Annotated in this window: 20 protein-coding genes; 11 read left to right on the top strand and 9 right to left on the bottom strand. The window is 33.6% G+C overall.

The features are described from left to right. On the top strand, window positions 1-1,391 hold a 1,391-nt coding region (locus ACSHWW_RS10905; protein WP_435682490.1), incomplete at its 5' end, for a CHAT domain-containing protein. Between the two features lie 440 nt (window positions 1,392-1,831). Here ACSHWW_RS10905 and ACSHWW_RS10910 read toward each other — a convergent pair. After that, window positions 1,832-2,521, bottom strand: coding sequence for a hypothetical protein (locus ACSHWW_RS10910; RefSeq protein WP_435682491.1), 690 nt, complete (start codon window positions 2,519-2,521; stop codon window positions 1,832-1,834). 81 nt (window positions 2,522-2,602) lie between these two features. Here ACSHWW_RS10910 and ACSHWW_RS10915 point away from each other — a divergent pair, with 81 nt between their 5' ends. After that, window positions 2,603-5,293, top strand: coding sequence for a CHAT domain-containing protein (locus ACSHWW_RS10915; protein WP_435682492.1), 2,691 nt, complete (start codon window positions 2,603-2,605; stop codon window positions 5,291-5,293). Between the two features lie 68 nt (window positions 5,294-5,361). On the opposite strand, the gene ACSHWW_RS10920 is transcribed toward ACSHWW_RS10915, so the two are convergent. The 4 genes from ACSHWW_RS10920 to ACSHWW_RS10935 all read right to left on the bottom strand — a co-directional run bounded on the left by ACSHWW_RS10920 (window position 5,362) and on the right by ACSHWW_RS10935 (window position 14,456). Then, entirely contained in the window at window positions 5,362-7,113 is a 1,752-nt protein-coding gene (locus ACSHWW_RS10920; RefSeq protein ID WP_435682493.1) for an ankyrin repeat domain-containing protein, read from the bottom strand. Window positions 7,114-7,133: 20 nt separating this feature from the next. Then, complete coding sequence (locus ACSHWW_RS10925) at window positions 7,134-9,092, bottom strand: caspase family protein (protein WP_435682494.1); 1,959 nt, start codon at window positions 9,090-9,092, stop codon at window positions 7,134-7,136. 42 nt (window positions 9,093-9,134) lie between these two features. Continuing rightward, entirely contained in the window at window positions 9,135-12,956 is a 3,822-nt protein-coding gene (locus tag ACSHWW_RS10930; protein WP_435682495.1) for a caspase family protein, read from the bottom strand. A gap of 165 nt (window positions 12,957-13,121) precedes the next feature. Then, complete coding sequence (locus ACSHWW_RS10935; RefSeq protein ID WP_435682496.1) at window positions 13,122-14,456, bottom strand: hypothetical protein; 1,335 nt, start codon at window positions 14,454-14,456, stop codon at window positions 13,122-13,124. Between the two features lie 294 nt (window positions 14,457-14,750). On the opposite strand from ACSHWW_RS10935, the gene ACSHWW_RS10940 reads away from it, so the two are divergent. Both ACSHWW_RS10940 and ACSHWW_RS10945 read left to right on the top strand, forming a co-directional pair. Next, window positions 14,751-15,050, top strand: a complete 300-nt coding sequence (locus ACSHWW_RS10940; RefSeq protein WP_435682497.1) for a hypothetical protein — start codon at window positions 14,751-14,753, stop codon at window positions 15,048-15,050. A 101-nt stretch (window positions 15,051-15,151) separates the two neighbouring features. Beyond that, window positions 15,152-15,331, top strand: a complete 180-nt coding sequence (locus ACSHWW_RS10945) for a hypothetical protein (RefSeq protein ID WP_435682498.1) — start codon at window positions 15,152-15,154, stop codon at window positions 15,329-15,331. Here the strand turns inward: ACSHWW_RS10945 and ACSHWW_RS10950 are convergent. From ACSHWW_RS10950 to mnmE, 3 genes are all read right to left on the bottom strand, one after another. Beyond that, window positions 15,328-16,593: a type II toxin-antitoxin system HipA family toxin gene (locus ACSHWW_RS10950; protein ID WP_435682499.1), complete on the bottom strand. Its 1,266-nt coding sequence runs from the start codon at window positions 16,591-16,593 to the stop codon at window positions 15,328-15,330. The two genes, ACSHWW_RS10945 and ACSHWW_RS10950, sit on opposite strands and share 4 nt — an antisense overlap. 3 nt (window positions 16,594-16,596) lie before the next feature. Next, window positions 16,597-16,860 carry a helix-turn-helix domain-containing protein gene (locus ACSHWW_RS10955; RefSeq protein ID WP_435682500.1) on the bottom strand — a complete coding sequence of 88 codons (264 nt, stop codon included), beginning with the start codon at window positions 16,858-16,860 and terminating at the stop codon, window positions 16,597-16,599. Window positions 16,861-16,928: 68 nt separating this feature from the next. Continuing rightward, on the bottom strand, window positions 16,929-18,365 hold the full coding sequence (gene mnmE, locus ACSHWW_RS10960) for a tRNA uridine-5-carboxymethylaminomethyl(34) synthesis GTPase MnmE (protein ID WP_435682501.1): 1,437 nt from the start codon (window positions 18,363-18,365) through the stop codon (window positions 16,929-16,931). Window positions 18,366-18,737: 372 nt separating this feature from the next. Here mnmE and ACSHWW_RS10965 point away from each other — a divergent pair, with 372 nt between their 5' ends. Beyond that, entirely contained in the window at window positions 18,738-19,166 is a 429-nt protein-coding gene (locus tag ACSHWW_RS10965; RefSeq protein ID WP_435682502.1) for a DUF4268 domain-containing protein, read from the top strand. On the opposite strand, the gene ACSHWW_RS10970 is transcribed toward ACSHWW_RS10965, so the two are convergent. Then, window positions 19,167-19,790, bottom strand: a complete 624-nt coding sequence (locus ACSHWW_RS10970; RefSeq protein WP_435682503.1) for a nitroreductase family protein — start codon at window positions 19,788-19,790, stop codon at window positions 19,167-19,169. It abuts the gene before it with no gap. A 73-nt stretch (window positions 19,791-19,863) separates the two neighbouring features. On the opposite strand from ACSHWW_RS10970, the gene ACSHWW_RS10975 reads away from it, so the two are divergent. Genes ACSHWW_RS10975 through ACSHWW_RS11000 form a run of 6 tightly spaced genes read left to right on the top strand, consistent with a single transcriptional unit; the run spans window position 19,864 to window position 23,670 of the window. Next, entirely contained in the window at window positions 19,864-20,190 is a 327-nt protein-coding gene (locus tag ACSHWW_RS10975) for a hypothetical protein (RefSeq protein ID WP_435682504.1), read from the top strand. Between the two features lie 7 nt (window positions 20,191-20,197). Then, window positions 20,198-20,863, top strand: coding sequence for a hypothetical protein (locus ACSHWW_RS10980; protein WP_435682505.1), 666 nt, complete (start codon window positions 20,198-20,200; stop codon window positions 20,861-20,863). 49 nt (window positions 20,864-20,912) lie between these two features. Beyond that, the gene (locus ACSHWW_RS10985; RefSeq protein WP_435682506.1) at window positions 20,913-21,593 is read left to right on the top strand and encodes a hypothetical protein; all 681 of its coding nucleotides are present in this window, start codon (window positions 20,913-20,915) and stop codon (window positions 21,591-21,593) included. Window positions 21,594-21,595: 2 nt separating this feature from the next. Then, a complete protein-coding gene (locus ACSHWW_RS10990) occupies window positions 21,596-22,261 on the top strand; it encodes a hypothetical protein (RefSeq protein WP_435682507.1) in 666 nt (221 codons plus the stop codon). Further along, window positions 22,216-23,007 carry a sensor histidine kinase gene (locus tag ACSHWW_RS10995; RefSeq protein ID WP_435682508.1) on the top strand — a complete coding sequence of 264 codons (792 nt, stop codon included), beginning with the start codon at window positions 22,216-22,218 and terminating at the stop codon, window positions 23,005-23,007. The genes ACSHWW_RS10990 and ACSHWW_RS10995 overlap by 46 nt, the downstream gene beginning before the upstream one ends. Window positions 23,008-23,013: 6 nt before the next feature. Next, a complete protein-coding gene (locus tag ACSHWW_RS11000; RefSeq protein WP_435682509.1) occupies window positions 23,014-23,670 on the top strand; it encodes a response regulator transcription factor in 657 nt (218 codons plus the stop codon). Window positions 23,671-24,475 lie beyond the last annotated feature (805 nt).

The raw sequence follows: 24,475 nt of genomic DNA on the forward strand, positions 1-24,475 counted from the left end.
ATATTGGCATACTACCATTTTCAGTTTTTAAAATTTCAAATTCTGACTATTTGATAGATAAAATGAGTTATTCCATTTCGCCAAGTGTTTTTGAAATTTACGCGAGCCTTAAATCAACGGTTAATTTTGAATTTGACACAAATTTTTATGACTTTAAAGAAAGACTTTTCGTTTACAAAACAGATTTTAAATCAAGTGATAATTTTCAGTTTTCTGATTTAAAGTATACTAAAACAGAGGTGGAAGCAATAAACTCGTTGTATAAACAAGGTAATTCAGAAGTTTTAGGCAATAAAGATGCTACAGTTGCAAATGTGTTAAAGAGTATACCTGACGCTGACCTCATATATTTTGCAACTCATGGTAAATCGAGTATCAAAAATCCTTTAGACGATAGCTTTATAGTATTAACAAATGATTCAGGTCTTAAGAATGATTTTCTGACTGCTAGAGATATTCAAAACTTGAGATTTCGATCACAATCCATTGATGCTAAACTAGCTGTACTTAGTGCTTGTGATACAGGATTAGGGAAGCCAGAAGATGGAGGAATCATTGGCATATCCAGAGCCTTGCAAATAGCAGGTGCAAATCACGTTTTAATGAGTCTTTGGAATATTAGTGATTTTGAAACATCTGAATTCATGAAAATGTTTTTTAATGAATTGAGTAAAAGTGATAACACCTCGTTAGAACCAGACACCTCACTAAGAAAAGCATTGCTCAAGTTTAGAAAAGAAGTTAGTAATGATCCAAAGCATTGGGCTGCTTTTTCTCTTTTTGGTGTTCCTAACCCTTCAAAACATACTTACGGAAAGTCTACAGAGGAGCTGAATAGTATTTTTAGTCTATATAAAGACATAAGTATTGAGGATACAAGTTTGAAAAAGAACAATGAAATCATTTTCGATTTCAAATTAGTACCTGTATCAGATTCGGCAGTTTCTAATAAAAGATTTAATCCTAGTGAATTAACTAAAGATATTTATAAGGTTGTAGTAAGAGATTCGCTAATTGTAGAAGTACATAATAACAGTAAGATACCAATTTATCTTAGTATACTGGATATTTCTGAATATCAAGAGTATTATAATTTTTTACCAAATTCGCGATGTTCTTTTGATAAGAATAATAGAAAAGTGGAGCCAGGACAAACAATAAGATTTACAGATTGTGTGTTTACTTTTTCTTTTGATTATGGAAAGTATATTTTAAAAGCTATCGCAACTTCTGCACCGGTAAATCTTAGAGATGATGTCGAGTTCAAATCGTTAAAAGAACAAACGAATCAAATAATCTTCAATGATGGCAGCACCTTTTTTTATTCTAATGATTCAGAGATACAATTCAATAGTTTAGACCTATTGTATGAAATTGTTGAGGAACCATAAGTAAATTTGAAGTAGACTGTTACCTTTTTAAAGGCCTTGGCAATAAGCATATGCTAACTAAAAACAAAAACTCGATATTAGAGAAATTAATGAGTTGAGTAAGATTAAGGTGTGGTAGGATTCTTTGAGTATTCTATAAATTAAAATAGTAAGAACCTACGTCAGCGCATTCTAGATTATACTAGTATAGAGTTCAAAAGAAATCAAGCCTATCGATGCATAATCAGCCCATTTTCAAAATTTTATTATTAGATTTATTAATGATGGTGATATACACGCTTTCGCGAAAAGCGATATAATTAATATGCTAAGTACTTTAAATTAATTCTATTAGTATTTAAGATATACATGTTTTGCTAATTGAAAATAATCAAATTATAACAAAAAAAACACTTCCTAATCACGATTAAGAAGTGTTTTAAATTGTAATAGAATCTAGATTAATCTTCAGTTTCAGAAACATTAAACTCTACAGATTCAAGTTTAAATTCTACATCTGTTCCCGTTTGTAAAAAATTTGTTTGAATTTGAATGGTTGGAAATTTTATATCATTGTAAGGTTGATAATCTTTATAAATGATCTTACTTTCTGCAATTTTATCACCGCTTTGTGTAAGTTGAATTTCTTGTACTTTTAAACCAGTTGATTGGTTATAAATGAATTTATGGCTTGTAGATGCTCCAGGTAATGAAACAGAATAACATTTTTCATCATTAACTTCAACCTCTTCAACTTCAGTTTCCTCTAAGTTTTTCAAATTAACCTCATTAAATAAACCAATAAATGGTTTAAAATCATTACACATGGTATCTGGTAATAATTTTTTTTCTCCATTGGTTACTTGGTAACAATTATCCTGAGTTGCAACTATATGAAACAACACATTTCCAGCAAGATTCCATATTTCAACTATCTTATCCTTGCTAACAGTTTTTTCGATAGTAATTTCTCCCATCACGGACTCACCTTTATAAACGGTCATAATATTTTTAGTGCTATCTAAATTTCCTGCATCTATTGCCGTTAAATAATCGGTAAATACTTTAGAGCCATTTAAATCATTGACTGAATCTTGTGAATAAGCTGTGAAACACAAAAAGAATACTAATAGTTGAATGCTAATTTTCATAAATAAAGTTATATTTAATATAAATATAGTGATTATATGTGCAAAGTCAAATTTTCATTGAAGCTACTCTTGTTAATATGTTTGACTCCAAATATCTTTTTTGGTCAAGACATTCCTTATACGCATGCAGTCACCGATGATAAAGAATTAGTAATGTTATTAAACATAGCTAATTCTTTAGAAAATTTTTCTGAAAATTATGATGGAGCAATAGCAATCTATGAGAAAGTTTTAAAGAAAATAAAAGACAAGAAAGGTTCCGACAATCCTGAATATGCTAAAACACTAGTTTTATACTCTAAGTGTTTTGCAGAGAAAAGCGATTATGAAGCTGCTTTAGAACACGCTACGGCATCCTATAATTATTTTAAAAATGACTTGAATAAAGATGATCAATTTCATTTACTTCTTTTAAGTAATTTATCCATTATACATCATCTAAGAGGAGACTACGATAAAGCCCTAACTTTTTATTTGAAAACCATAGACTTATTTGAAAATGCTAAAGACGTAGATAACACGGAGTATGCAATTTTAGTTAACAATGTTGCAAATCTTTATGATGACATAGGACAAACTAAAAAATCGGTGGAATATCTAGAAAAAGCCTTGGAGATATCTAACTCTACCTCAAATGAATCAACATCAACAGGAATGATTCTGAATAATTTGGCTTTTATGTATAACAAAATTGAGAATTACGATAAATCTTTTGAATTGAGTCGTAAATCTATATTACATTCTAAAAAACATTTTGGATTTAACAGTAGTGTTTATGCTAGGTCCTTAAATATTTTAGCCCTGAATTTTCAAGATACTAAGCAATATAACAAGGCATTAGAGAACTTTGAGAAATCTCTTGAAATACAAGCCGAAATTTTAGGTGAAAACCACATAGATTATGCCAGAGCTTTGGTTAATATAGCTAGATTGAAAATTGAAAGTGATGAATTAAAATCGGCTGTTACTTATTTAAAACAAGCTTTAAGTATTATTGAAAGTAATATCGGTAAACAAAATTTACTTTATCGGTCTACACAATTAGAATTAGCTTTAGTATATCAATCAGAAGGAAAATTTAAAGATGCTTTCCCTTTACTGAAAGAGTCTAATAATACGACGATCAATCAAATAGAAGAAAATTTTGCTTACCAAACTGCTATAGAAAAGCAAGGCTTTATTACAGAAATAATAGGTAATCAAGGATTAAATTACTTTGCTAATTTCAATTATGTTACTGATAATAGTTATCCCGAAGCACTGTCTTTTGCTTTGAACAATGTTTTAACTTCTAAAGGCTTAGTATTAAGCGCTACAAAAGACTTGCTGTCTGACTTAAAAAGCCTCAATGATAAGTCATTGAATGACAGTATTAATAAATTTATTGAGAACCGTAAATATATCACCACACAATTACAATTGCCTTTAAAAGAAAGAGATGCTACTCTTAAGGAAGCAGTAGAAGCTAATAGTAGCCTCGAAAGAATTTTAGTAAACACAAATAAAAAACATTTTAAGAGTCAAAATGACTACATAAAAGACTTTAAAGAAACTAAACTAAATAAAAAGGATTTAGCTATAGAATTCACACATTTTATACTGCATGATAAGACATGGACAGATAATGTGATGTATGTTGCTTACTTGTACAAAAAAGGTTGGGATACTCCTAAGGTAATCAATCTATTTGAGGAGCGAGAATTAAAGGAATACTTTGAAAAATATAGTTCACGAGGAGCAATAGCTTCATCAAATAAAAAAAATGAAAAGATTGCTATTTCAGAATTGTTATATGAAATGATATGGCAACCGTTAGAACCACATCTTGAGGATGTAGAGACTATTTACTACTCGCCAGATGGTTTATTACATAAAGTTCCTTTAAATGCATTACCTACTAGTCAAGGACGTTTTCTTGGTGAGATTTACAATATGAATCGAGTGAGCAACACGGCATCTGTAAATTTAGAAAACGAATTTCCAGATTTAGACGATGTCTTACTCATAGGTGATATAACCTATGACTATGATCAAGTTGATAAAACTGTGAAAAATGAGGGCGCAGAAAATAGTGTCTTAAAATCTAAGGAATTACTGGGTAACGAGAAAAATAAAAAAAGAAACGCCTCTCGAGGTAGTTGGGCATACTTGCCAGGAACAAAAGCAGAAATAGAATTTATTCAAGATCAACTTCCTAAGAGTAAAACTTTACAAAAAACAGATGCCTCAGAAAGTAGTCTAAAAGAGTTAAGTGGCGATAGTCCATCAGTTCTTCACATTTCAACACATGGGTTCTTTTTTCCAGATATTGACGAAGATGAACTTAAAGAAGAACAAACCTATAAATTAGTAAAGGATCCGTTGCTTAGGTCTGGACTTATATTAGCAAACGCCAATTATGCTTGGCAAAATGGAAGTAATCCATACGAAGAAGAAGATGGAATTTTGACAGCTTTAGAAATTTCAAATCTAGACCTTCGTAATACGAGTATAGTAATTTTATCTGCTTGTGATACTGGGCTAGGTGATATCCCAAGTTCCGAAGGTGTTTATGGATTACAACGTGCTTTTAAAATGGCTGGTGTAAATACCATTATAATGACTCTGTGGGAAGTTCCTGATAAAGAAACTGCAGAATTCATGGGTAAATTTTATACTAAATGGAAGACTAATAACGACGCTAAAGAAGCCTTCAAATATGCTCAAAGTTTTATGATGAAAAAGTATCGATATCAACCTGATAAATGGGCTGCCTTTGTTTACTTTGAATAAAATAAATATACTTCAATCAAAAAAGCCATCTACGATCATAGATGGCTTTTTTGATAAGCTTTATTTCCTTAGCTACGTTTCCTAGCCTTCTTCAATAGTTTTGCCATTTTTTTACGGTTAGCTCGTTTAGCGATTTTTTCAGGTAATCGTTTGTCTTTATTTTTCTTATCAGCCTTCAAACCTTCTTTTAATAGGTAATTGACTAATTCTTCAGATCCATATTTTGCAGCATAATGGAGTAAGGTGTTGTTTCTAGAATCGGCCACATATTTATTGGCTCCATTGTTAATAAGAGATTTAACCATTTCAAGGTTATTACCTAATACATTTACCTGTAATATGGTTCGGTTATCATTGTTTAAACCTTCTAGATCTACATTACCCGACTCGATATAGTAATCAATTAAACTATAGGCATCATTTGCCACCGCAATTTGCAATAAGTTATTTCCATCGCCGTCGGTCACCTTAGGATTAGCTCCGTATTCAAAAAGTAATTGAACAAGGTTTAGGTTATTATCAATAGTAAATTGTTCAAGTAAGGTACGGCCATAGCGATCTGTAGCATCTATATCTAAATTCTCTAGCGCATTTTCTTTTAAAGTAGATGACCCATTAGATAAAGCGTATTCCAAAATAGTACGACCATAGGAGGAATCATAACGCTCAGAATTTACAGTGATGAGCTCATTAAGCGCATAATTATTGTTATAATCCATTGCCACACTTTCAAAAGCACCTCGTTCCATAGTATAAGAATCATGTAAAATCCATTCATAAACAGCCCATCGGTCATACTCATCATTATCAGACCTGCGTATAGCGCGTTCAAGATTATCATAAATAATACGTTTGATTAAATAATAAGGGATAGAATTGATTTTGTGAATTTGACAGCCTGCAGTCAAGCCAGCTTGGGCAAAAGTTACCGTTCGTATACAATCACAGTTCTGGTCATATTTATAATCTCCAGTGTATGAACCATTTGCATATTCAACAGCTCCACGTACTAGAATACCTTCTATATATCCATTAGGATCAAAAACAGGTCCTCCAGAATTTCCAGGAAAGGCATCTATATCAGTCTTGAACCAGTAATCGTTCCCTTTCTCGAGAACCTCACTATCTAATGATATTTTAAGTGGTAAACCTGTAGGTGAACCTATAGTGTACACGTTTGTAGAAACACTAGGCGTACCACTTGTTCTTATGCGATAAGGTTTCCTGTCTGTCACCACACGATCTAGTTTAAGTACTGCATAATCTTCTAACTCATCATCTTCTTCTCCTTCTAGCTTAGAACCTAAAATCTCAGATGTCTCATATAAATTGTTTCTATCAAACGTCACATAATTACCTTCTAAATTCCAACTCATGTTGTTAGTATAGTCAAATAGCCAGTACCATTGGTCTGCATCTTCCATAGAGTTAATGCAATGACCGGCTGTGACTATAATTTGCGGTGCCACTAGAAATCCAGTACAATTTGCAGCGGTAGGCTGGTCTAGAAACTTTACGTTCTCATCAAATCGATCTACTCCAAATTGCTTAGTTAATGATTGTCTCAAAGAGTATCCGTAAAGTTTATTTCCATCTACATAATTTTTAGGAATCATTACCGCAGTAGCATTAGTATAATGAGTGATACCAGATACATCATTTACTTCTTCACGTCCATCTTCACCAAAAACACCTCTGGATTCGCTACCTGGAGCACCAAATGGAAACTCGCTTGGTAATTTGACATCTTTATCTTGCCCATAGGATACCGTGATACACAGTACCGCAGTAAGTAATATTAAATTTTTAAATAGCTTCATAATTCAATAATTAATAAATATTACTTTTTGATGATTTCATAAACAAATTCTGTGGTATAACCCTTCAACTGCCTATCGTTAGACCTAGAACCACCACCACCACGAGTTTGGGTATAAGTATCCTTAACAAATGATTCCAGCGGATTCATAACAGCTCTTGTCGTTTTCTTAGTAAGAATAGGAGTGAGGTTGATGGGAGAAGTAGATGCAAACGCTTTTAAAACAATACGTTCATAAGGCGGCGCAAATTCATAAGCACAACCTGTAATCACTTGAGTAGATTTGCGAGGAATCAATCGCTCACCATCTGTAAAATCACAATTTGCATTAGGCATAAATGGCAAGATTTTACCATCATTATAAATCTCAACTATAGAGAAGTATAAGTCTTTATTACTATGATTAGTCACTTCTAGAACTGCTCTTGTACCATCATCGCTTATTTGAAAAGCTCCAGAATCATCAGTGAATTTACTGAATTCTAGCACTTCACCTACTTCTTCAAAACTCTCGTCATACTCCACCGGTACTAGTCTGAAGCTGAACTCATACGTAGGATTTTTCATTTCTAGATTTCTCAAATAAGAACCTTGCGCATAATTGAATAAATTCTCGTTGAGTTCCTCTATCGATTCTGCTCCAGGATTTTTATCATCTACGTTTAAAGGATCACCACCGGCAACACCTTGTAAAATATAATAGCCATTTTGAGTATTTACGATCACTTGAGCATCGGTAGCAGTAGTGGTGAGTTGACCTATATTTTTATCTTTTAAAAAAGTCTCAACTCCAGATTTTACTTGATTTTCAACAGTCTCATCTATAAAGACATTTAAAGAAATATCTCCATAGGATAACTGATCTACAAATACGATGTAATTTTGGGCAATGCGATCTGGCAACTCTTTATCTAGTAAAACTCGTGATTCATTAAATAAAGTTCTGCTTACCTCGCCATGAGCCAGGCTCAATTTCTCGTCAAACTTACTCGTTCCAGCCGGTAAAATATGAACTGTAGTTCCTGGATTGAAGAGTTGAATCGTTCCAGCATTTATACTAATCGATTTTGCGTTCACCACTTTTTTAACCGTGTAAAATGGTTGCTGTTGCACATATTCTCCTTTAAAGAGTTTGTAATCTATATCTCCTTCTATAACAGGTTGTTGCTTAGGAGCTATAGTGGCCATGACCGCAGTGATTTTATTAAATAACTGTCTGTATGTAAAGTCTGTTCCTAGTGTGTTCATCGCTTTCGCGAAAGCGTAACTCAAACTACCATAACCTTCATATTCAAAGTTTTGCTCCTTTGCACGAGCACCTGAGATAATTACAAATGGAGCCGCAGCATCACTAAGACTCACATTTTCCATCATGTCGCTACCTGAATTTTTCACCTCTTTATTTTCGCTCCAGTTAGGCGGCACTAGAGCACCTTTTCCACCACGAGAGATCGATCCACGCGTAGAACTACCACTATGACAGCTATCCAATATCATAAATAGCTGACCGGTAGTGCCCAGCTGATTGCGCAGTCCTTTAATGATGTTTCCTAAATCGTCATCACGCAAGTGATTTTCACCTTGGTAAGAATCTGAATATGCAGCAAATGCGTTGTGTGGAACTAGTGATTCATCTAAGCTGTCAAGTTCATCACCGTTATCATCAAATACCTGCTGACCGTGCATAGAGAAATGTACGACTAGAATATCTCCAGCCGCCAGCTTGCTCTTAATAGAATTAAGCGCATTAATAATCCCATCACGAGTTCCTTGCTCGTTAATAATGGTCATGATGTTTTGCTTTGAGAAGCCTTGATGGAGCAATGCACCTTCTATAAGTTCCACATCGTTTACAGAACTTATGTCTGCCCAACCAGATGCTTCTGGATAATCACCTACGGCAACTATGACGGCATATTTTTCGGCATGAACGGTAAAGCTCAATAGAGCAAATAGGATAATATAGATTGTGTTTTTCATTTTCAGTATTATATTTACTAGTATTTTAAATTACTATTTTATTTATATTTTATCGAGAACTAAGTTGATAATTTCATCTTTATTTTTTCCTGTAACTTTAAATTTTGTCTCTTTGTCCTTACATTTAATTTTAAAATTAAGCGTAATGATATCATTTATTATATTGTAGCTTCCAGAAATTTTGCAACCGTTAGCATAGTTCTTTGCGTCAACCCAAATAATATCTTTTCCACGACTATTAATGCTGTTTAAACTACTGTCCAATAAATCAGATAAGTTTAAATTGTCTTCTAGCTCTTCTAAGTTGATAAGTGTGCTCCTCACAAAAACATCCTTAGGTTCTTTAATTTCTATTTTTTGTTGATCATCAAGATTTAGAATCCCAATATCAAAGGAGCCAGACTTCGGAAACAAAACTTGAGGCTCTTGTATACCACCAATATCTTCAGCTAAAACAGGAACTTGATCTTTTGCATAATTAAACAGTGTGCCAATATCAATACTTCTGTTTCCTTTTAAAGCTACTCCTGACATAGCTTTTAATAAGGAATATGTTAATAATCCTTGACCATATTTACTAGCTTCGTAACTTACTTCATCAGCAGCAGAGCCAGAAATTATAAACATTCCTGTTCTGTCCTTCATACGGTCAATAGCCTTAATTTGATCACTTTCAACATCTCTAGAGGCTATTAAATTATCCACCGCTTGACCAGATCCACAAGCGTCGATTACCATTACTGTTTTACTGGCCGCAATATTTTTAATGTAATCAACTAATTCATTAGTAGAAATAGCAGTTTGTTCTCTTGTGTCTTTATCATTGTAAGCCTCTTTATTTGCAAAGCGAGCATCTTCAGTTAAATAATAAAAATCCGACTCACCTTTGTTATTTGTCCAAGTAAGACCATGACCACTTAAATATATAAAAAGAACGTCTTCTGGATTAGCTTTTGCAGCTATTGCAGTCAATCGTTCTATTATTTTATTTTTGCGTGGTCTGTTATCATTGTTTCCTGTGGTTAGTTTATATAAGTGCGTTTTATCTTTACCGAACAGATTTTGTGCTCCTAACTCTAAAGCATTATACATTGCATCAGTATCTGGGACAGGAAAAGAAAGATCAATGTCACCAACGTAGTCATTTACACCTATAAATAGGCCATAAAAATTAGGTGGTTTTGATTCTTTCTTTACAATGTTTTTTGCGACGGCTCCTCTACTTTGGACGTCACCAATTCTGTTTTTAACTTTGACAGTAAATTCGTTTTCTCCATCTTGGGTCAATGAGTTAAAGTTTGAAATGTCTATATTAATTGTTTGATGTTTCAAACTTTCATCAAAGCCATTTGGTCGTGCATCTTTAATTATTTCTTTCCCATTTAAAAAAACACTCAATTCTCCATAGCCTCCTTCACGTTTAGTTAAATGTATAGGAAGAATATTATTTTCAATTTCTCCTATTGACACAACTGGTTGTAACTTTATTCCATCTTTTTTGATATCAACATTACCCAAATATTCATCCTTCAACACCTTCTCCCATAGACCAGGCATATAGTATTTTTCTTTTAATTGAGAAAATTCAATGACTTCCAATCCTTTAGTCCAGTACATTAATTCCATTGCTTCTGGTGAAGCATCAAATAGACCACTAGGATGTAAATGCACCCATTTATTGGGGTCTGAATCGAAAATTATTTGGCTAATAAGTATTTCTTTTTGAGTAAGGTCATATAATTTTGTTAAGCCGTTATCATAATTAATATTAAGATATTTATTGTTTGGACTGATATTAGTTGAATTTACTAAAGTAGATAGTCCATCAATTTTAGATATTAATTTTCCAGAGTCTAATTCCCATATTAATACATCAAATTTATCTACAGTAACCATAAATTTTTCATCAGAAGTGATGTTCGTTTCAATTTGTGAATCAACCTTAAAATTACCTTTAAATGTTTGTAAGTTTTTACCTTTGGACCAAATTTTTGTATAGCCATCTAAAGAGGTTGTGATGTATTTCTCACCATTAGAAATAAAGTGAATTTTGTAAATTTCATCAGTATGTCCCTGAAGGGTGTAAATTAATTCGCCTGACTCAATATTCCATAATTTTGCTACATCGTCGTCTGATGAAGCGATTAAAAACTTTTTATCAGGACTAAATTTTACCGTATTCATAGGTTTGTTTGAACCTGTATGAATAACTTTAATTAATTCCTTAGTATCAATGTTCCATAGTAATATGTCCCAGCTATCAATTGTTTTCTCATAATTAAATTTCATTGTTATGGCAAATTTATTGCTACTACTCAGCTCTGCGATATCTTGGCGTATATCAATTTTTTGAATTTGTTTGCCCGTTGTAGTATTAAAGAAAGTTACGGATTCGTTAAAATCTCCAACTATTAGAATTTCCCCATCCTGACTAAATCTTGTGAAAAGCCTGATGGAATTGCCATTATCAGTTTTAGGTTCATAGGTTAGTAAAATTTTACCAGTATCAACATCCCACAATTTTATTTTTTTTTCTTCAATAATTGATACGAGTTTTCTTCCATTTGGACTATATTCAAAATCACTTATGTTATAAGACCATTTTTGATATTTATCAGATATAGCACTCCATAATTTTTGGATTTTTTTTCCTGATTTTAAATCAATAATTGTCAAAGCATCATCCCATGTTTTAAATACTATTGAATTTCCGTCGGGACTAAATTTTCCACTAATCAAGCCCGTATTTCCTGATAAAGTTTTTATAATTTTCCCATTGGACGCATCAGATATTTTACATGTTTGGTCTGCAGATGAAGTTATTACAAAGTCGTTAGAAGGACTGAAATCTGCAGAGTAAACATCATCTATATGATTTTTTAAAATAAGTTTTGACTTACCTGTACTTACATTCCATATTGTTGCACCATTATTTACAGGAATTATGATGTATTTAGAATCTGAACTAAATTTTACCGGATTTTTAAGGCCAGTGAATCCTTCAAATTTATGAATTACTTTGCCTGTATCAGTCGACCAAAGCACAGCGGTTTGGTCAGTTGAAACGGTAACTATAAACTTGCCATTAGGACTCATTTCACTATCAATAATTCTTTCTGAATGCGCTTTAGATTCACTCTTTAATTTTCCTGATTCTGCATCCCAAATTCGTAAAATGTTCGAGTAAGTTGTAATAATTAATTTGCCATCAAGACTAAATTGTGCTAAACAGCCGATTATCTTTTGGTCATCTGGTTTTTCAAGTATTAATTTTACCCTATTAGTTTGCAAATCCCAAATTTTTACAGTTTTATCACATGATGCAGTTACTAATAACTTACTATTGGGGCTAAATCTCGCTGAACTTGCAAAACTATCAGAATTTTCAAATTCAATAATTTGGTGTAAAAGTCCTGTTTTTGAATTCCAAACGCGAGCTGTGTGATCAAATGATGATGTAGTTACAATGAATTGATTATCTGGACTAAACTCAGCAAAATTTATAAGCTCATTATGACCGTCAAGAATATGAATAAGTTTTCCAGTTTTTACATCCCACACTCGTACTTTTTTATCATATGAAGCCGAAACAATTTTTTTGTTATCTGGACTAAATTGCGCACAAGTAACTTGATCGGAATGACCCTTAAAATCATGTATCAATTTCCCGGACTTTGCTTCCCATAATTTTAAAGTATAATCCTCTGAGTAGGTTAAGATATAATCTCCATTTGAGCTATACTGTGAGGAATTTACATCACTGGTGTGTCCTATTGGTAATCCTAATTTTAATTCTTGCCCTAGTGAAATAAAGGCGATAAAAAATAGAATTGTTGCACTTAAAGTTTTTAAGGATTTTTTCATCAAATAAAGTTTATATGTGATTCTAGAGGTGCCCAATCTAGGTAATATGAGATTTAATGATTATTTGAAAAAATTGCTAATGTCAGAGGAGTTTTCAAAAGGGAATTCTTTCAATTTTAATTTACACAAATTTCTCTTTAACCTTTTTTAGATAGTAAATAATAATTAATTCAAATCAAACAATGAAAACGAAATCCCCATATAGAAACCTACATCATATACGTTTTTAGTAAATCCATCGATGTCATTTCCTAGTGCGGCATCACCTTCTTGCAAGCCATTAGTTAATTCTTGAACAGGACCAAATGCGACTCCACCAGAAAAGGAGAATCTGTTTTTATTACCAAAGAATACCGATGGACCTATCAAGAAATTCACGCCTCTTAAGTCGTCGGCAATAGGAATGGAAAGACCAAAACTTCCACCTATGTTGAAATTCTCGCCCATGATCGGGTAGAAGTTGATCATTGTACTTAGGTTAGGAACAAATTTATCATTTGCGGTGGCACCTATTAATCCGTTTTGATCGATGTAATAATCTTTAGAAGAATCTTTAAAATTATTAAGAGTAAGTGCAACTCCAGTATTGATTTTAAAACCACCACGAGCTTTTATAGGAATGCTACGTATTTTAACGGCGGTATTATTTCCGGCATTTGTTTTCTCAGAAATAGGAATAAATTTAATCTCCACAACAGCACGGTCTGCTGTTACTCGGTAATCATAGACTTGATTGAATGACGCAGCCTCAACGCTGGCATATAAATCTGTAACTTCATCAACAGCATCTACATTATATTCTGTATAACTGCGCAGCGCTCTTTTTGCTGTTGCACCACGTGAGCTGCCATTATCAGTTGAATTAATAGTCGCGTTTAATTTTTCACCGTCGCTACGTATTAAACTTTCTAGTGTTTCTAAGAAAAAATAAAGGTTATCCTCAGGATCTGGTAATCGATCGTCATCATTTAAAGATGCTAAGTATTTGAGATTTTTAAGAATTTGCTCTTTACTCAAGTTAGGATTGCGCATATCACTAAGAAGTGATGTTTTAAGAGCTCTCAAATTTGTAGTTAATTTTTCTAGCTCTTCCACCGTATTTGCACTACCTCTTGCACCATTCATGTCAAAATTTTCAAAATCACCTGCAGGTAATTCAGGCATATTAGGAGCTAGTGATCCACCACTTATATTTTGAATATTACCTAATAATCCAGCAAAATTAAAACCGCCGCTGGTTTCATGTAAACTTTCTTCCTCAACCGTGGTTTCAATAGACAGCGCAAACGGATTCACATTATCAACCTCAATCATTATAATACTGCCACGTTTTAAGGTAGCACCATTCAAGGTGTCAATTATTTTATTGGCATTATCCAGTTCAAAGTAGAGGAGTTGATCACTTTGATAATCATAGGTAGCTTTATATTTTTTCTGAGCGACTACTAGTGATGCCGTCATTCCACATAAAATTAGAGCAATTATTTTAACATGATTCATAGGTAAATATTTTGTTAAGGCTTAAATATAAGAACTTACATGCAGTTCCATAATTTTGGTTTGAACTTTCATCTTTTATGCCAAAATTTAATGGAAGCATCTTCATTGGGTAGTTTTAAGGTGATATTTTTTTGGTGTCACGCTTTCGCGAAAGCGTACTAAAACTGACTTCCTCGCATAATCCTACCGTCATAATTTTCAAAGCTAATTAAGTTATATGATAGAAAAAATACCCTTTTTGGGGGATATTTAGATGAGGAAAAATCGATTAAATTTGGCGTAAGAAATAGAATCATGAAAAAAGTTTGGGGAATTATAGGCATCATTTTAATAATCACAGGAATAGTTGCTGGCCGATTATACTTGAAAAATGAAAGAAGTAAGGCACGTCAAGAGCAACAAATCTCACAAGAAGATGCACGTGAATTAATCCAAAGCCAACGTGAAGCCGAAATAAAAACCCAGCTCGCCGAACAAGCTAGAGTGCGCGACTCAGCCTATGCGGTGGAACAAGCAGCTCGAGATCAACAATTAAATGACCTCAAAGCCTTAAGAGAACAGCTAGAAAAAGAGGCTGAAAGCGAAAAGCAGTAAGTTGTTTTGCGATGGAAAAAGAGTTTTGTTTTCCCATTGTTCCAGGAATCTAATAAGGTTTGAATTTATATAAAGAAGATAGAATTTTAACCTTTAAAAAAGTGAATGTTACTTGCGACACGGTATTCTTTAAAAGTGATAACAGCGTGCGTTTCTGGTACGGGAAGAATAAGAAAAAAGAAATAGAGTATTTCACGGATCTAGGTTTGCATCCTGAAACAGGTAAAACATTGAAACCTATAACTGGTTATATGATTGAGAAGTATATTTGTGTGGACTAATCTTTTAATGGTTCAAAATCATTATAGATACCATCCATGATTTTTTGAGGAATTTCTAAGTCACTTGCTATTTCATTCCATCTTGAAACCAAGCTTTTTATTTCATTAATAATCCCTTTTGGGTTCTTTATTGCAAACTCTTCGGCGATAGTTAATACATCTTTAAGTGTTATCTCAGTACGTTTTTTATTTATGGATAACGCTCTTGAAGTTGTTTTAAAAGTGATTAAAGGATTCAACGCATAGGTAAGATCATAAGCAGGACTTATATTCCAGCTGTCGGTTTCCTTGTTATAAACGAAACTGTGATTTTTTAAGTGATCATCTACATTTCTAAAAATGATATTGAACACCATGCGCTTGAACAATTGCTGCACATCTTTATGTGGCACTTTAAGAGCTATTGCTACTTTGAATACATTTTCATAGCTGGAATTTTCTGGTTGGCTTTTAAAGTCCCAACCTGTTAATCCAGTAACGGTAAGCACGTGTTGTTTTTCTCCGTGCTGTCTATCGTAACGTAATGTTGCAAAATGTTTGTTTTCTATGAGTTGAGATGGCATCATTTCTATGCCAGCTTCTTGGGCTAGTAAGTAGTATGCATATTCTACTTTTTCTTTATTATACCCATCATTATCATCCAGATGAAGCTTTACTAAGTAATGGTTATAATCACTACTAATTTCTTTATCACCGGCTATAATAGCTCCAGTTTCTTTATGTTCTGAAATTAGAATTTTAGGTCTAGCACCACCAGCCGAAGTTCCTATTTTGAAAATGTTTAAAAGGGATGACTCACTCAGGTTATTACCTGTAGTGTCTCCTTTTAGTTTCAAGACTTTTTCTAGAATAGTGATTACCTCGTCGATTTTAATTGTAGAAGTATTAGGTAACGGTTTGATAGGTTTGTATTCTAGAGCTCCCATACCACGATCTGCAACATAGGCTAATTGTTCAACTGGTGTCACTTTTTGAATTCCTCTAGTGGTTAACCATTTTTGAAATATGATATTACCAAAGGTGTCTGGTAAAGAATCTGCAATCATAGGTGGTAAGCCCTGAAAAGTGTCTTGATGAAATTCTGTAAATACTTGAGCAGGCTTAATGCGTTTGAAAATAAAAGGGAATAAGTTCTTGTACTTTCCAGATTCTAAAAAATCTGGATTGTATTGAAAAAAGGCTTTGCTTTGATCTATATCATAGCCCAGTTTTCCAACTTCTTGACCAAACACTATCACATCTATGATTTTTTCTCTAGCCATATTTTAGTATAAAGAGATGTCGTTTTGACTCGTATTTGCCTTATCAATTTCATTGAATATGGATGATAATAACCCAAAGTGATTAGCTACTTTTAAGACATTATCTAATGTGGCGTTTTTACCGTATTCAATATTTTGAATGGTAGCACGAGATATATCTAATGCCTCGGCAAGTTCTTCACGGGATAGATTATTAGATTTACGTAGCTGTTTACAAGCTTCGCCTATCTTTACTTTTACATCTTTTATGGTTACTACATTAAGCATAAATAACTATTATATTAGTCAAATATATCTAATATAGAGCTTAATTACTAATATATTGGTTTTTTTAACTACTTCCCAATACAAAACTGACTAAAAATATTACCTAACAACTCGTCGTTAGTAATCTCACCAGTGATGATTCCTAAAGACTCTGCTGTGGCGCGTATGTCGATGGCGAGGAATTCACTAGAGATATCATTTTCTATGCCTTGTTGGACTTCAAGTAGCGAACTATAAGCACTTTGCAATGCATCATAATGTCTGGCGTTGCTTACAATGGTGTCATCTTGAGATAATGCACCGCTTTTAAAACTACCTACAAGAGCTGTTTTTAATTCTTCAACACCAGTACGAGATTTTGCACTGAGTGATATCAAAATAGTATCAGGAGATTTTGTAGAGATTTGTTTGGTAATCTCGGCATGTTCTAGACCGGTGATTTGATCCAGTTTGTTTAAGATAACAACCAGTGGTTTATCAGGGAATTTTTCACGCATGATTTGTATGCGCATTAAACAATGGATGATTCTAGGTCCTGTATTTAATTGGGTTGCGTCTAGAAGGTAAAGCACAAGTTTGGATTGCTCAGCCTTAGCATAAGAACGCTGGATTCCCATTCCTTCAATAGTATCTGTCGTTTCACGCAATCCTGCGGTATCAATAAGACGGAAACGCACGCCTTCAATATTAATCTCATCTTCAATAGAATCTCGAGTCGTACCAGCAATATCGCTTACGATCGCTTTTTCTTCATTCAGTAACGCATTAAGCAAGGTAGATTTCCCTACGTTAGGTTCGCCTACGATGGCTACTGGAATTCCAGTTTTTATTACATTCCCTAGTGCAAATGAATCAATCAGTTTTCTCAAAGTCAGCTGACTCTCAGAAAGTAGTTTTTTCAAATCGTCTCTGTTTGCAAATGCGACATCTTCCTCGCTAAAGTCTAGTTCCAGCTCAATCAAACTCGCAAAGTTGAGCAACTGACCACGCAGGTCTTTGATCTCTGTAGAAAAACCACCACGCATTTGTTGTAATGCGATCTGGTGAGCGGTTTCACTTTCACTAGCAATAAGATCAGCGACAGCTTCGGCCTGATTCAAGTCCATTTTTGCGTTGAGAAATGCTTGTAAAGTAAATTCACCAGCATTTGCCATGCGAGCACCTTTTTTAAGACACAAAGCAATGATTTCTTGTTGTATATAAATGGAACCATGGCAAGATATTTCTACCACATGTTCACCGGTGTAGGAGCGAGGTGCATTGAATTTAGTGAGCAACACTTCGTCTACCATACGGTCGCCATCGTATAGATGACCTAAGGTGACTGTGTTTGCACCTAGTTTATTATAGAGTTCAGGTGATTTTTTAGTGTCCGCTTTTGCGAAAGCAGGAACAAAAATCTCACTCGCTATTTCATGAGCCTCAGAACCCGATAATCTTACAACCGCAATCGCACCAGAACCAGCTGGAGTAGCAAGTGCTACAATGGTATCATTTTTATACATAGTACAAAGGTAAAAAGAAGCGAGCAGTAACTGGCGTGAATGAAGTGAGAATTCTTTAACGGTTTGAAAACAACTCAGCGGCCCAATAACTTAATGGCCTAAATAATAGAAACCTACCCTTTAGGGCTAGGGAAAGGTTTCGATTTAAAACAACCCAATAACCTGTTCTCGACCTGCCTCTGCCGGCAGGCTGCGCTCGAACTGACATAACGTTTGTCATTATAAATGAAAGACTGAAAACAATCAAGCTACCCAATAATCTAATGACCTAAAAAACAGAAACCTACCCTTTAGGGTTAGGGAAAGGTTTCGATTTAAAACAACCCCACAACCCAATAACCCAAAAACCTATATTTCCCCTAACTTCGCCCCATGTACTCAAGAGAAGAAGCAAAAGAAATAAGACAGCAATTCTGGACCATGTTTGGGAAACGATATGATCGCAAGTGGTTGTTGTATAATACCAAAATCAAGGACATCGTTCTTAAGTTCTCTTTTGAAGATAGACGTGCACTCGTTTCCATCGATATAGAACACGATGAGGAATTTTACAGAGATTACTACTTTGAAAAACTAGTGAGTTTACAGGCAATTTTAAAAGATGAAGTCTCTCAAGAAATCATTCTCGATGCCGACTATGTTCTGGAGTCAGGAAAGCACATTTCTAGAGCTTATATAATGCTGGAAGGCGTTAAAATCCAGAAGAAAACCCAGTGGCCACAGGTGTATGAATTCTTTCATGAACACATGGACCGATTGGAAACTTTCTTCTGGGAATATAAAGACTTTATAGAGAGTTAATTACTCCGTAATAAATTGAGTGACAGATTCTACACTTTTACGTTCAGGTAATTCAAGAGTTTCTTTTTCATAAGTTCCCATATAGAAAAAACCTAGAAAGCGCTCGTTTTCTTCTACTTGAATTCCATCAAACTTGCTCATGTCTGCAAATGGTTTAGGAGAACTCCAGTAACAACCATAGCCTAGATCGTGAGTCGTTAACCACATGTTTTGCACACTCATGGAAACCGCTGCGATTTCTTCCCATTCTGGAACCGTTTCCTTCTCATCTCTGTGTAAGAATATTAAGATTACCGCACTGGATTTGATAGGATTTTCTTGAAACTTTTTAAGTTTAAATTTCTTGTGGCCATCCACTTTGGAATAAGCTGTGGACATAAAATCAGCCAATCGTGATAGTGCGGCACCTGTGACAACTTTATAGCGCCATGGCTCTGTTTTGCGATGGTTAGGAGCCCATCGTGCGCTGTCTAGAATTTGTAAAAAGTCCTTCTCTGGTATGGCCTCACCGGTATACTGTGCTGGGAAAACGCTGCGTCGTGTTTGTATGATTTCTTGTAGCATTCTTTTTTGGAATAAAGATAATGCGGTTCCCGCTTTCGCGAAAGCGTATTTCAAATTCATATGTCACAATTGAGAAAAATAACGTAGTTTTAAGTCAAATTATGAAATTTTAACCAATCAAAAAACGAGTATTATGGCAGAAAACACAATTCCATTAGAACAAGCACAAACATGGCGCAGCAACTGGAAAACATCTAGAAAAGACTGGATGGCAGCAAACGACTTACAAGGATTTTGGGTTCCTGGAGACGATTTAACTCAAACCGTTGGAGAAAACGGTGTGAATTGTAGAATTTATATGGGCCTTACAGAAGAAGGAACTAGCGGCGAAGCTAAAATGATGATGGTAGCAGTAGATGCAGATGGGAAAGATATGATCGACCCAGATAATGGACTTTATATTTATGACTTTTCACAACCTATTCCTCCTATGGATGATCCAAGTAGTCCTTTAAACTAGTTTTAAATTGACTTATTTTAAGACAGTACAATATTTTTACTTTTTACTTTTAATGCTGAATGTTTTAGGATATTCAGCATTATTAATTAAAGGAATTAAAAAGATATGGCCTTTGTTTTTTTATCTTTTTACTTTGGCTTTTACCGAAGTAATTACATTATTAATAAGATATAATAATTTATTAATAATGGGTGAGGAATCTAATGCGCCATTTTATCACTTCTCGCTCTTTTCTGATTTAATATTATTTTTTTATTTTTTCTACTCAGCAATGGAAAAAGACTCATATAAACGAATATCTAGTTTTGTTTTTTATGTTTCGTTAGCACTTACAACTTGTTGCTACATATTTTTTGAGATTAATATTTTTGAGCATAATGCTTGGATTCCATTTATTTCAAAAACTGGGATAATTATTTTATGCGTTATATATTTCACATCCTTGCTCAACGCAAATAAAGGCTTTCCATTTATTGCTATCGGAGTTTTTATAGTTTCAAATGCTGCAATCATTAATATGGCATCATTTCCTTTTTATTTAGGTGTTGACCCTTCGGTAAGGGTTTTAAGGAATACTATTTATTTATTTCCCTTAATTATTATGCAATTATTATTTATGTTTGAAGCTTATTTATTTTTTAAAGGAAAGAAAAAAGAACTACATCAGGCTTGACATCAAAAGTGCTTTTCAATACAACTATTAACTTTAAAACAACCTTAAGTTGGAGTACTTTGAGATTTTAAATTTTATCTACATAGCTTTATTGGTTGTGAATCTCTTTGTGTTTGCTACTCTTGTTTTTAAAAGAGCACACAACATGTGGCCTTTGTTAATGGTGCTTGTCTTTTGGGGAATAAAAGAAGCAATCACACTTCTCATAAAGTATGATGGGTTTTTAATAAATGGTGAAGCTACAAATGCACCTTTGTACCACATGGTTTTATGGTCTGATTTGATTTTCTTCTTTTTCTTTTTTAATATTCATCAAGAAAATAAGAAGTTAAAGAAAACGACAACATTTGTCTTTCTTTTTTCACTTATCTTGACCGTCATACTATACATATTCTTAGATATTGATTTGATGTTTTTTAATGGTTGGAGTCCGTTGTTTGCAAAACCTGCTATAATAGCCATGTGTACTATATACTTTTTTCATTTGCTCAGTGTCAAAAAAGGATATCCGTATATGGTGATAGGAATTTTCATGTATGCCAGTTGTTCTTTAATTGATATGTCTGTACATCCTTTTTATGAAGGTGTAGATCCGTCTATTTATGGTTTAAGAGACGCTATTAATTTAATTCCATTGATCATCATGAACATACTCTTTACTTATGAGGCTTATTTAATTTATCGTAAATTGAATCATAGATCATGGAGTCAATCTAACCAAATCGAGTAGTAATGGATCAGTTATTTAGCATGTTACGTCTCGTATATGATGGTCTTTTGATTACTAATTTGATATTCTTTAGTATCGCTTTAATTAAAGGGAAAAAGGATTTTAAATTCATATTTCTTTACATACTTGCTTCGATATTAACTGAAGGTTGTTCCTACTTAGTAGAAAAGAATTATGTTTTGATATTAGGTGAACAGAGTAATGCACCGTTGTTTCTGGCCTTTGTGTTTATACAATTTATATTTCTCTCCTTGTTTTATAGACAGCATATAGTGAGTAAGGAGTTTAAAAAATGGTTTCCTTATTTGTTATTTACTGGACTTGTCGTTGCAGCTGCACCTTATGTGTGGCAACCGTCTGAAGTTATGAAACACACCATGTGGGCATCTCTCATAACGATTCCTGTACTATTAATAATGAGTGTATTTTATTTTCTACAACTCTTAAATGATAAAAAAGGCTATCCTTATATTAACATAGGTATTTTTCTAGCTATAGGCTCTAATGTTATATATTTAACAAGCATTAAATTTCAAGAAGACGTAGATCACTGGGCTGGTAGAATTACCATGATTATTAATTTATTTACAACTATAGCGCTACACATATTACTACTATATCAATGTTACAAATACTTCAAATCTCAAACACGTCCATCAATTACATAGCCATAGGGTTGATGATATTTATCATTTTATTCTCTATAGGAATGGTGGTTTTTTTCTTGCTTTCGCGACAGCGTATCACTCAAGCAGATCTTGAGGTAAGAGATACACAAATCCAGGCACAAAAAGATATACTGTCTGCATCGCTGGTGACTCAAGAAAAGGAACGCAGGCGTATCGCTCGTGACTTACACGACGAGATCAGTGCAAAGCTTAATGTGATTGCAATGAATACTAGTATGTTAAAGGATGAAACTTTAAGTAATAATGATCGCATGTTATTACTAGAACGTATAGAAAACGCCACGGGAAACACCTTGTCAAATGCTCGTAAAATAGCCCATAACCTATTGCCACCAGTACTTGAGAAATTTGGTCTGTGCGCAGCAATTACTGAGCTGGTTAAAAGTATAGATGGAAAAGAGTTGCAAATAGATTTCTCTTGCGACTGGGATGAAGAAAAACTCACGCCAGAATCTCAATTACATATCTATCGTATTATTCAAGAGCTTTTTAATAATACCGTTAAATATGCACAAGCTACTAAGGTGACAATCACCTTAAATGAAGATTCTCAAGTACAGCGTTTAAAGTTCATAGATGACGGAATAGGAATGTCTGATGATGCTGGAATAGGTCTAGGAACAAGCAATATTAACAGCCGTGTAGATTTATTAAAAGGAACCTACGAGTTAAAAACAAGCACAGATCAAGGCGTTTTTTATACCTTTGAGTTCCCAACAACATAATTACTTATGATTCAAATAGCCCTAGCAGATGATGAAGGTCTCTTCCTGGATACCTTAAGTTTTATGTTACAAAGAGTTAAAGATTTCAATGTAGCTTTTACAGCTACAAATGGTCAGGAACTCATAGACCAGCTTGCCGCTCAAGAAACTTTACCAGATGTGGTCGTAACAGATCTTAAAATGCCTCATTTAAATGGAGTAGAAGCGACTAAAATTATAAAAGAACTTTACCCAGAACTAAGTGTGATTGCCCTAAGCAGTTATAATACCGATGTTTTTATATCAAACATGCTAGGAGTAGGAGCATCTTCATACTTAGTTAAAAACACCACACCAGCACAGGTTGAACTCACTATAAGAGAAGTGGCAGCAAAAGGTTTTTACTACGATAAAAACGTATTGCGTATTTTACAAGATAATTCCAGAGACGGAAATTACAGACGCAGTAATCTTGACGACAGTAAAATATCACCTCGTGAGATGGAAGTTCTTCAATTAATTTGCGAGCAGTTCACAACAATTGAAATAGCAGATAAATTATGTGTTTCAAAACGAACTGTAGATGCGCAACGCAATAGTCTTTTACTTAAAACTCAAAGCCGTAATGTAGCAGGACTTGTTGCATATGCGATCCAAAATGCGGTGGTTTTAATAGAAATCTAGATGTTTACTTGAAATTTAGGTATTTATACCTATTGTGGGTAACTCATAACCTCTGTAAATTTGAATAAGTAATTAAGAGAAGAATTTGACTCTATCTGATTTTGTAGGGGAAACCAAATAGAAAATGATTCTTCAAATTATTAAGTACCGTTTCTGACGCATCAGAAACACATTTTAAGGGGAATGAAAATGAGGCTTCGGCCTCATTTTTTATTTTAGTAACTCACTGGTTTTAAAATTATTTATTTAGAAATAAAATGATATCATAAACTACTTCATTTTTACCGTTGTGATTTTGTTCAATCTTGTGAATCTTTTTAAAACATGTAGTTTATCCGATTTTTTTGTAGGAAAAATTTAAATTTAGGTATTTATACCTATTTCACAATAGCTAGTAATCCATTAATTTTATAATGTGATTAAGCCTTAGTTAAACGTACTTCATTTTTGTAGGGGAAAAGGAGAACGCGTAAGGCTAAGAATTGCAAACCACTCTATGTTTACATAGAGTAATTCAAGGGGAATAGAAATGAGGCTTCGGCCTCATTTCTTATTTTATAAAGTTCTCACTCATAAAAATTTAGGTATAAATACTGATGTGTAGCATCTCTCTAAAAAGTACTTTTGAAGAGTAGATAAGTGTATGGTGAATTTGATCGTCAAATTTTTTGGGGGAAAAATGTAATGATTCATCAGTTATTAAAGTATTACATACTACTTTTAATAACACACATTTTGCTAGAATGGGACTTAGGTCCCATTCTTTTATCTTTAATTCCATTTAATATACTTCTATTTAATTCCT

The sequence above is a fragment of the Nonlabens sp. genome (assembly GCF_051251825.1).
Lineage (GTDB): Bacteria > Bacteroidota > Bacteroidia > Flavobacteriales > Flavobacteriaceae > Nonlabens.

Excerpts from the sequence above, each read along its gene's own strand:
- ACSHWW_RS10910 (WP_435682491.1), bottom strand. The coding sequence starts at position 2,521 with ATGAAAATTAGCATTCAACTATTAGTATTCTTTTTGTGTTTCACAGCT.
- ACSHWW_RS10920 (WP_435682493.1), bottom strand. The coding sequence starts at position 7,113 with ATGAAGCTATTTAAAAATTTAATATTACTTACTGCGGTACTGTGTATC.
- ACSHWW_RS10925 (WP_435682494.1), bottom strand. The coding sequence starts at position 9,092 with ATGAAAAACACAATCTATATTATCCTATTTGCTCTATTGAGCTTTACC.
- ACSHWW_RS10930 (WP_435682495.1), bottom strand. The coding sequence starts at position 12,956 with ATGAAAAAATCCTTAAAAACTTTAAGTGCAACAATTCTATTTTTTATC.
- ACSHWW_RS10935 (WP_435682496.1), bottom strand. The coding sequence starts at position 14,456 with ATGAATCATGTTAAAATAATTGCTCTAATTTTATGTGGAATGACGGCA.
- ACSHWW_RS10940 (WP_435682497.1), top strand. The coding sequence starts at position 14,751 with ATGAAAAAAGTTTGGGGAATTATAGGCATCATTTTAATAATCACAGGA.
- ACSHWW_RS10950 (WP_435682499.1), bottom strand. The coding sequence starts at position 16,593 with ATGGCTAGAGAAAAAATCATAGATGTGATAGTGTTTGGTCAAGAAGTT.
- ACSHWW_RS10955 (WP_435682500.1), bottom strand. The coding sequence starts at position 16,860 with ATGCTTAATGTAGTAACCATAAAAGATGTAAAAGTAAAGATAGGCGAA.
- mnmE (WP_435682501.1), bottom strand. The coding sequence starts at position 18,365 with ATGTATAAAAATGATACCATTGTAGCACTTGCTACTCCAGCTGGTTCT.
- ACSHWW_RS10965 (WP_435682502.1), top strand. The coding sequence starts at position 18,738 with ATGTACTCAAGAGAAGAAGCAAAAGAAATAAGACAGCAATTCTGGACC.
- ACSHWW_RS10970 (WP_435682503.1), bottom strand. The coding sequence starts at position 19,790 with ATGAATTTGAAATACGCTTTCGCGAAAGCGGGAACCGCATTATCTTTA.
- ACSHWW_RS10975 (WP_435682504.1), top strand. The coding sequence starts at position 19,864 with ATGGCAGAAAACACAATTCCATTAGAACAAGCACAAACATGGCGCAGC.
- ACSHWW_RS10990 (WP_435682507.1), top strand. The coding sequence starts at position 21,596 with ATGGATCAGTTATTTAGCATGTTACGTCTCGTATATGATGGTCTTTTG.
- ACSHWW_RS10995 (WP_435682508.1), top strand. The coding sequence starts at position 22,216 with ATGTTACAAATACTTCAAATCTCAAACACGTCCATCAATTACATAGCC.
- ACSHWW_RS11000 (WP_435682509.1), top strand. The coding sequence starts at position 23,014 with ATGATTCAAATAGCCCTAGCAGATGATGAAGGTCTCTTCCTGGATACC.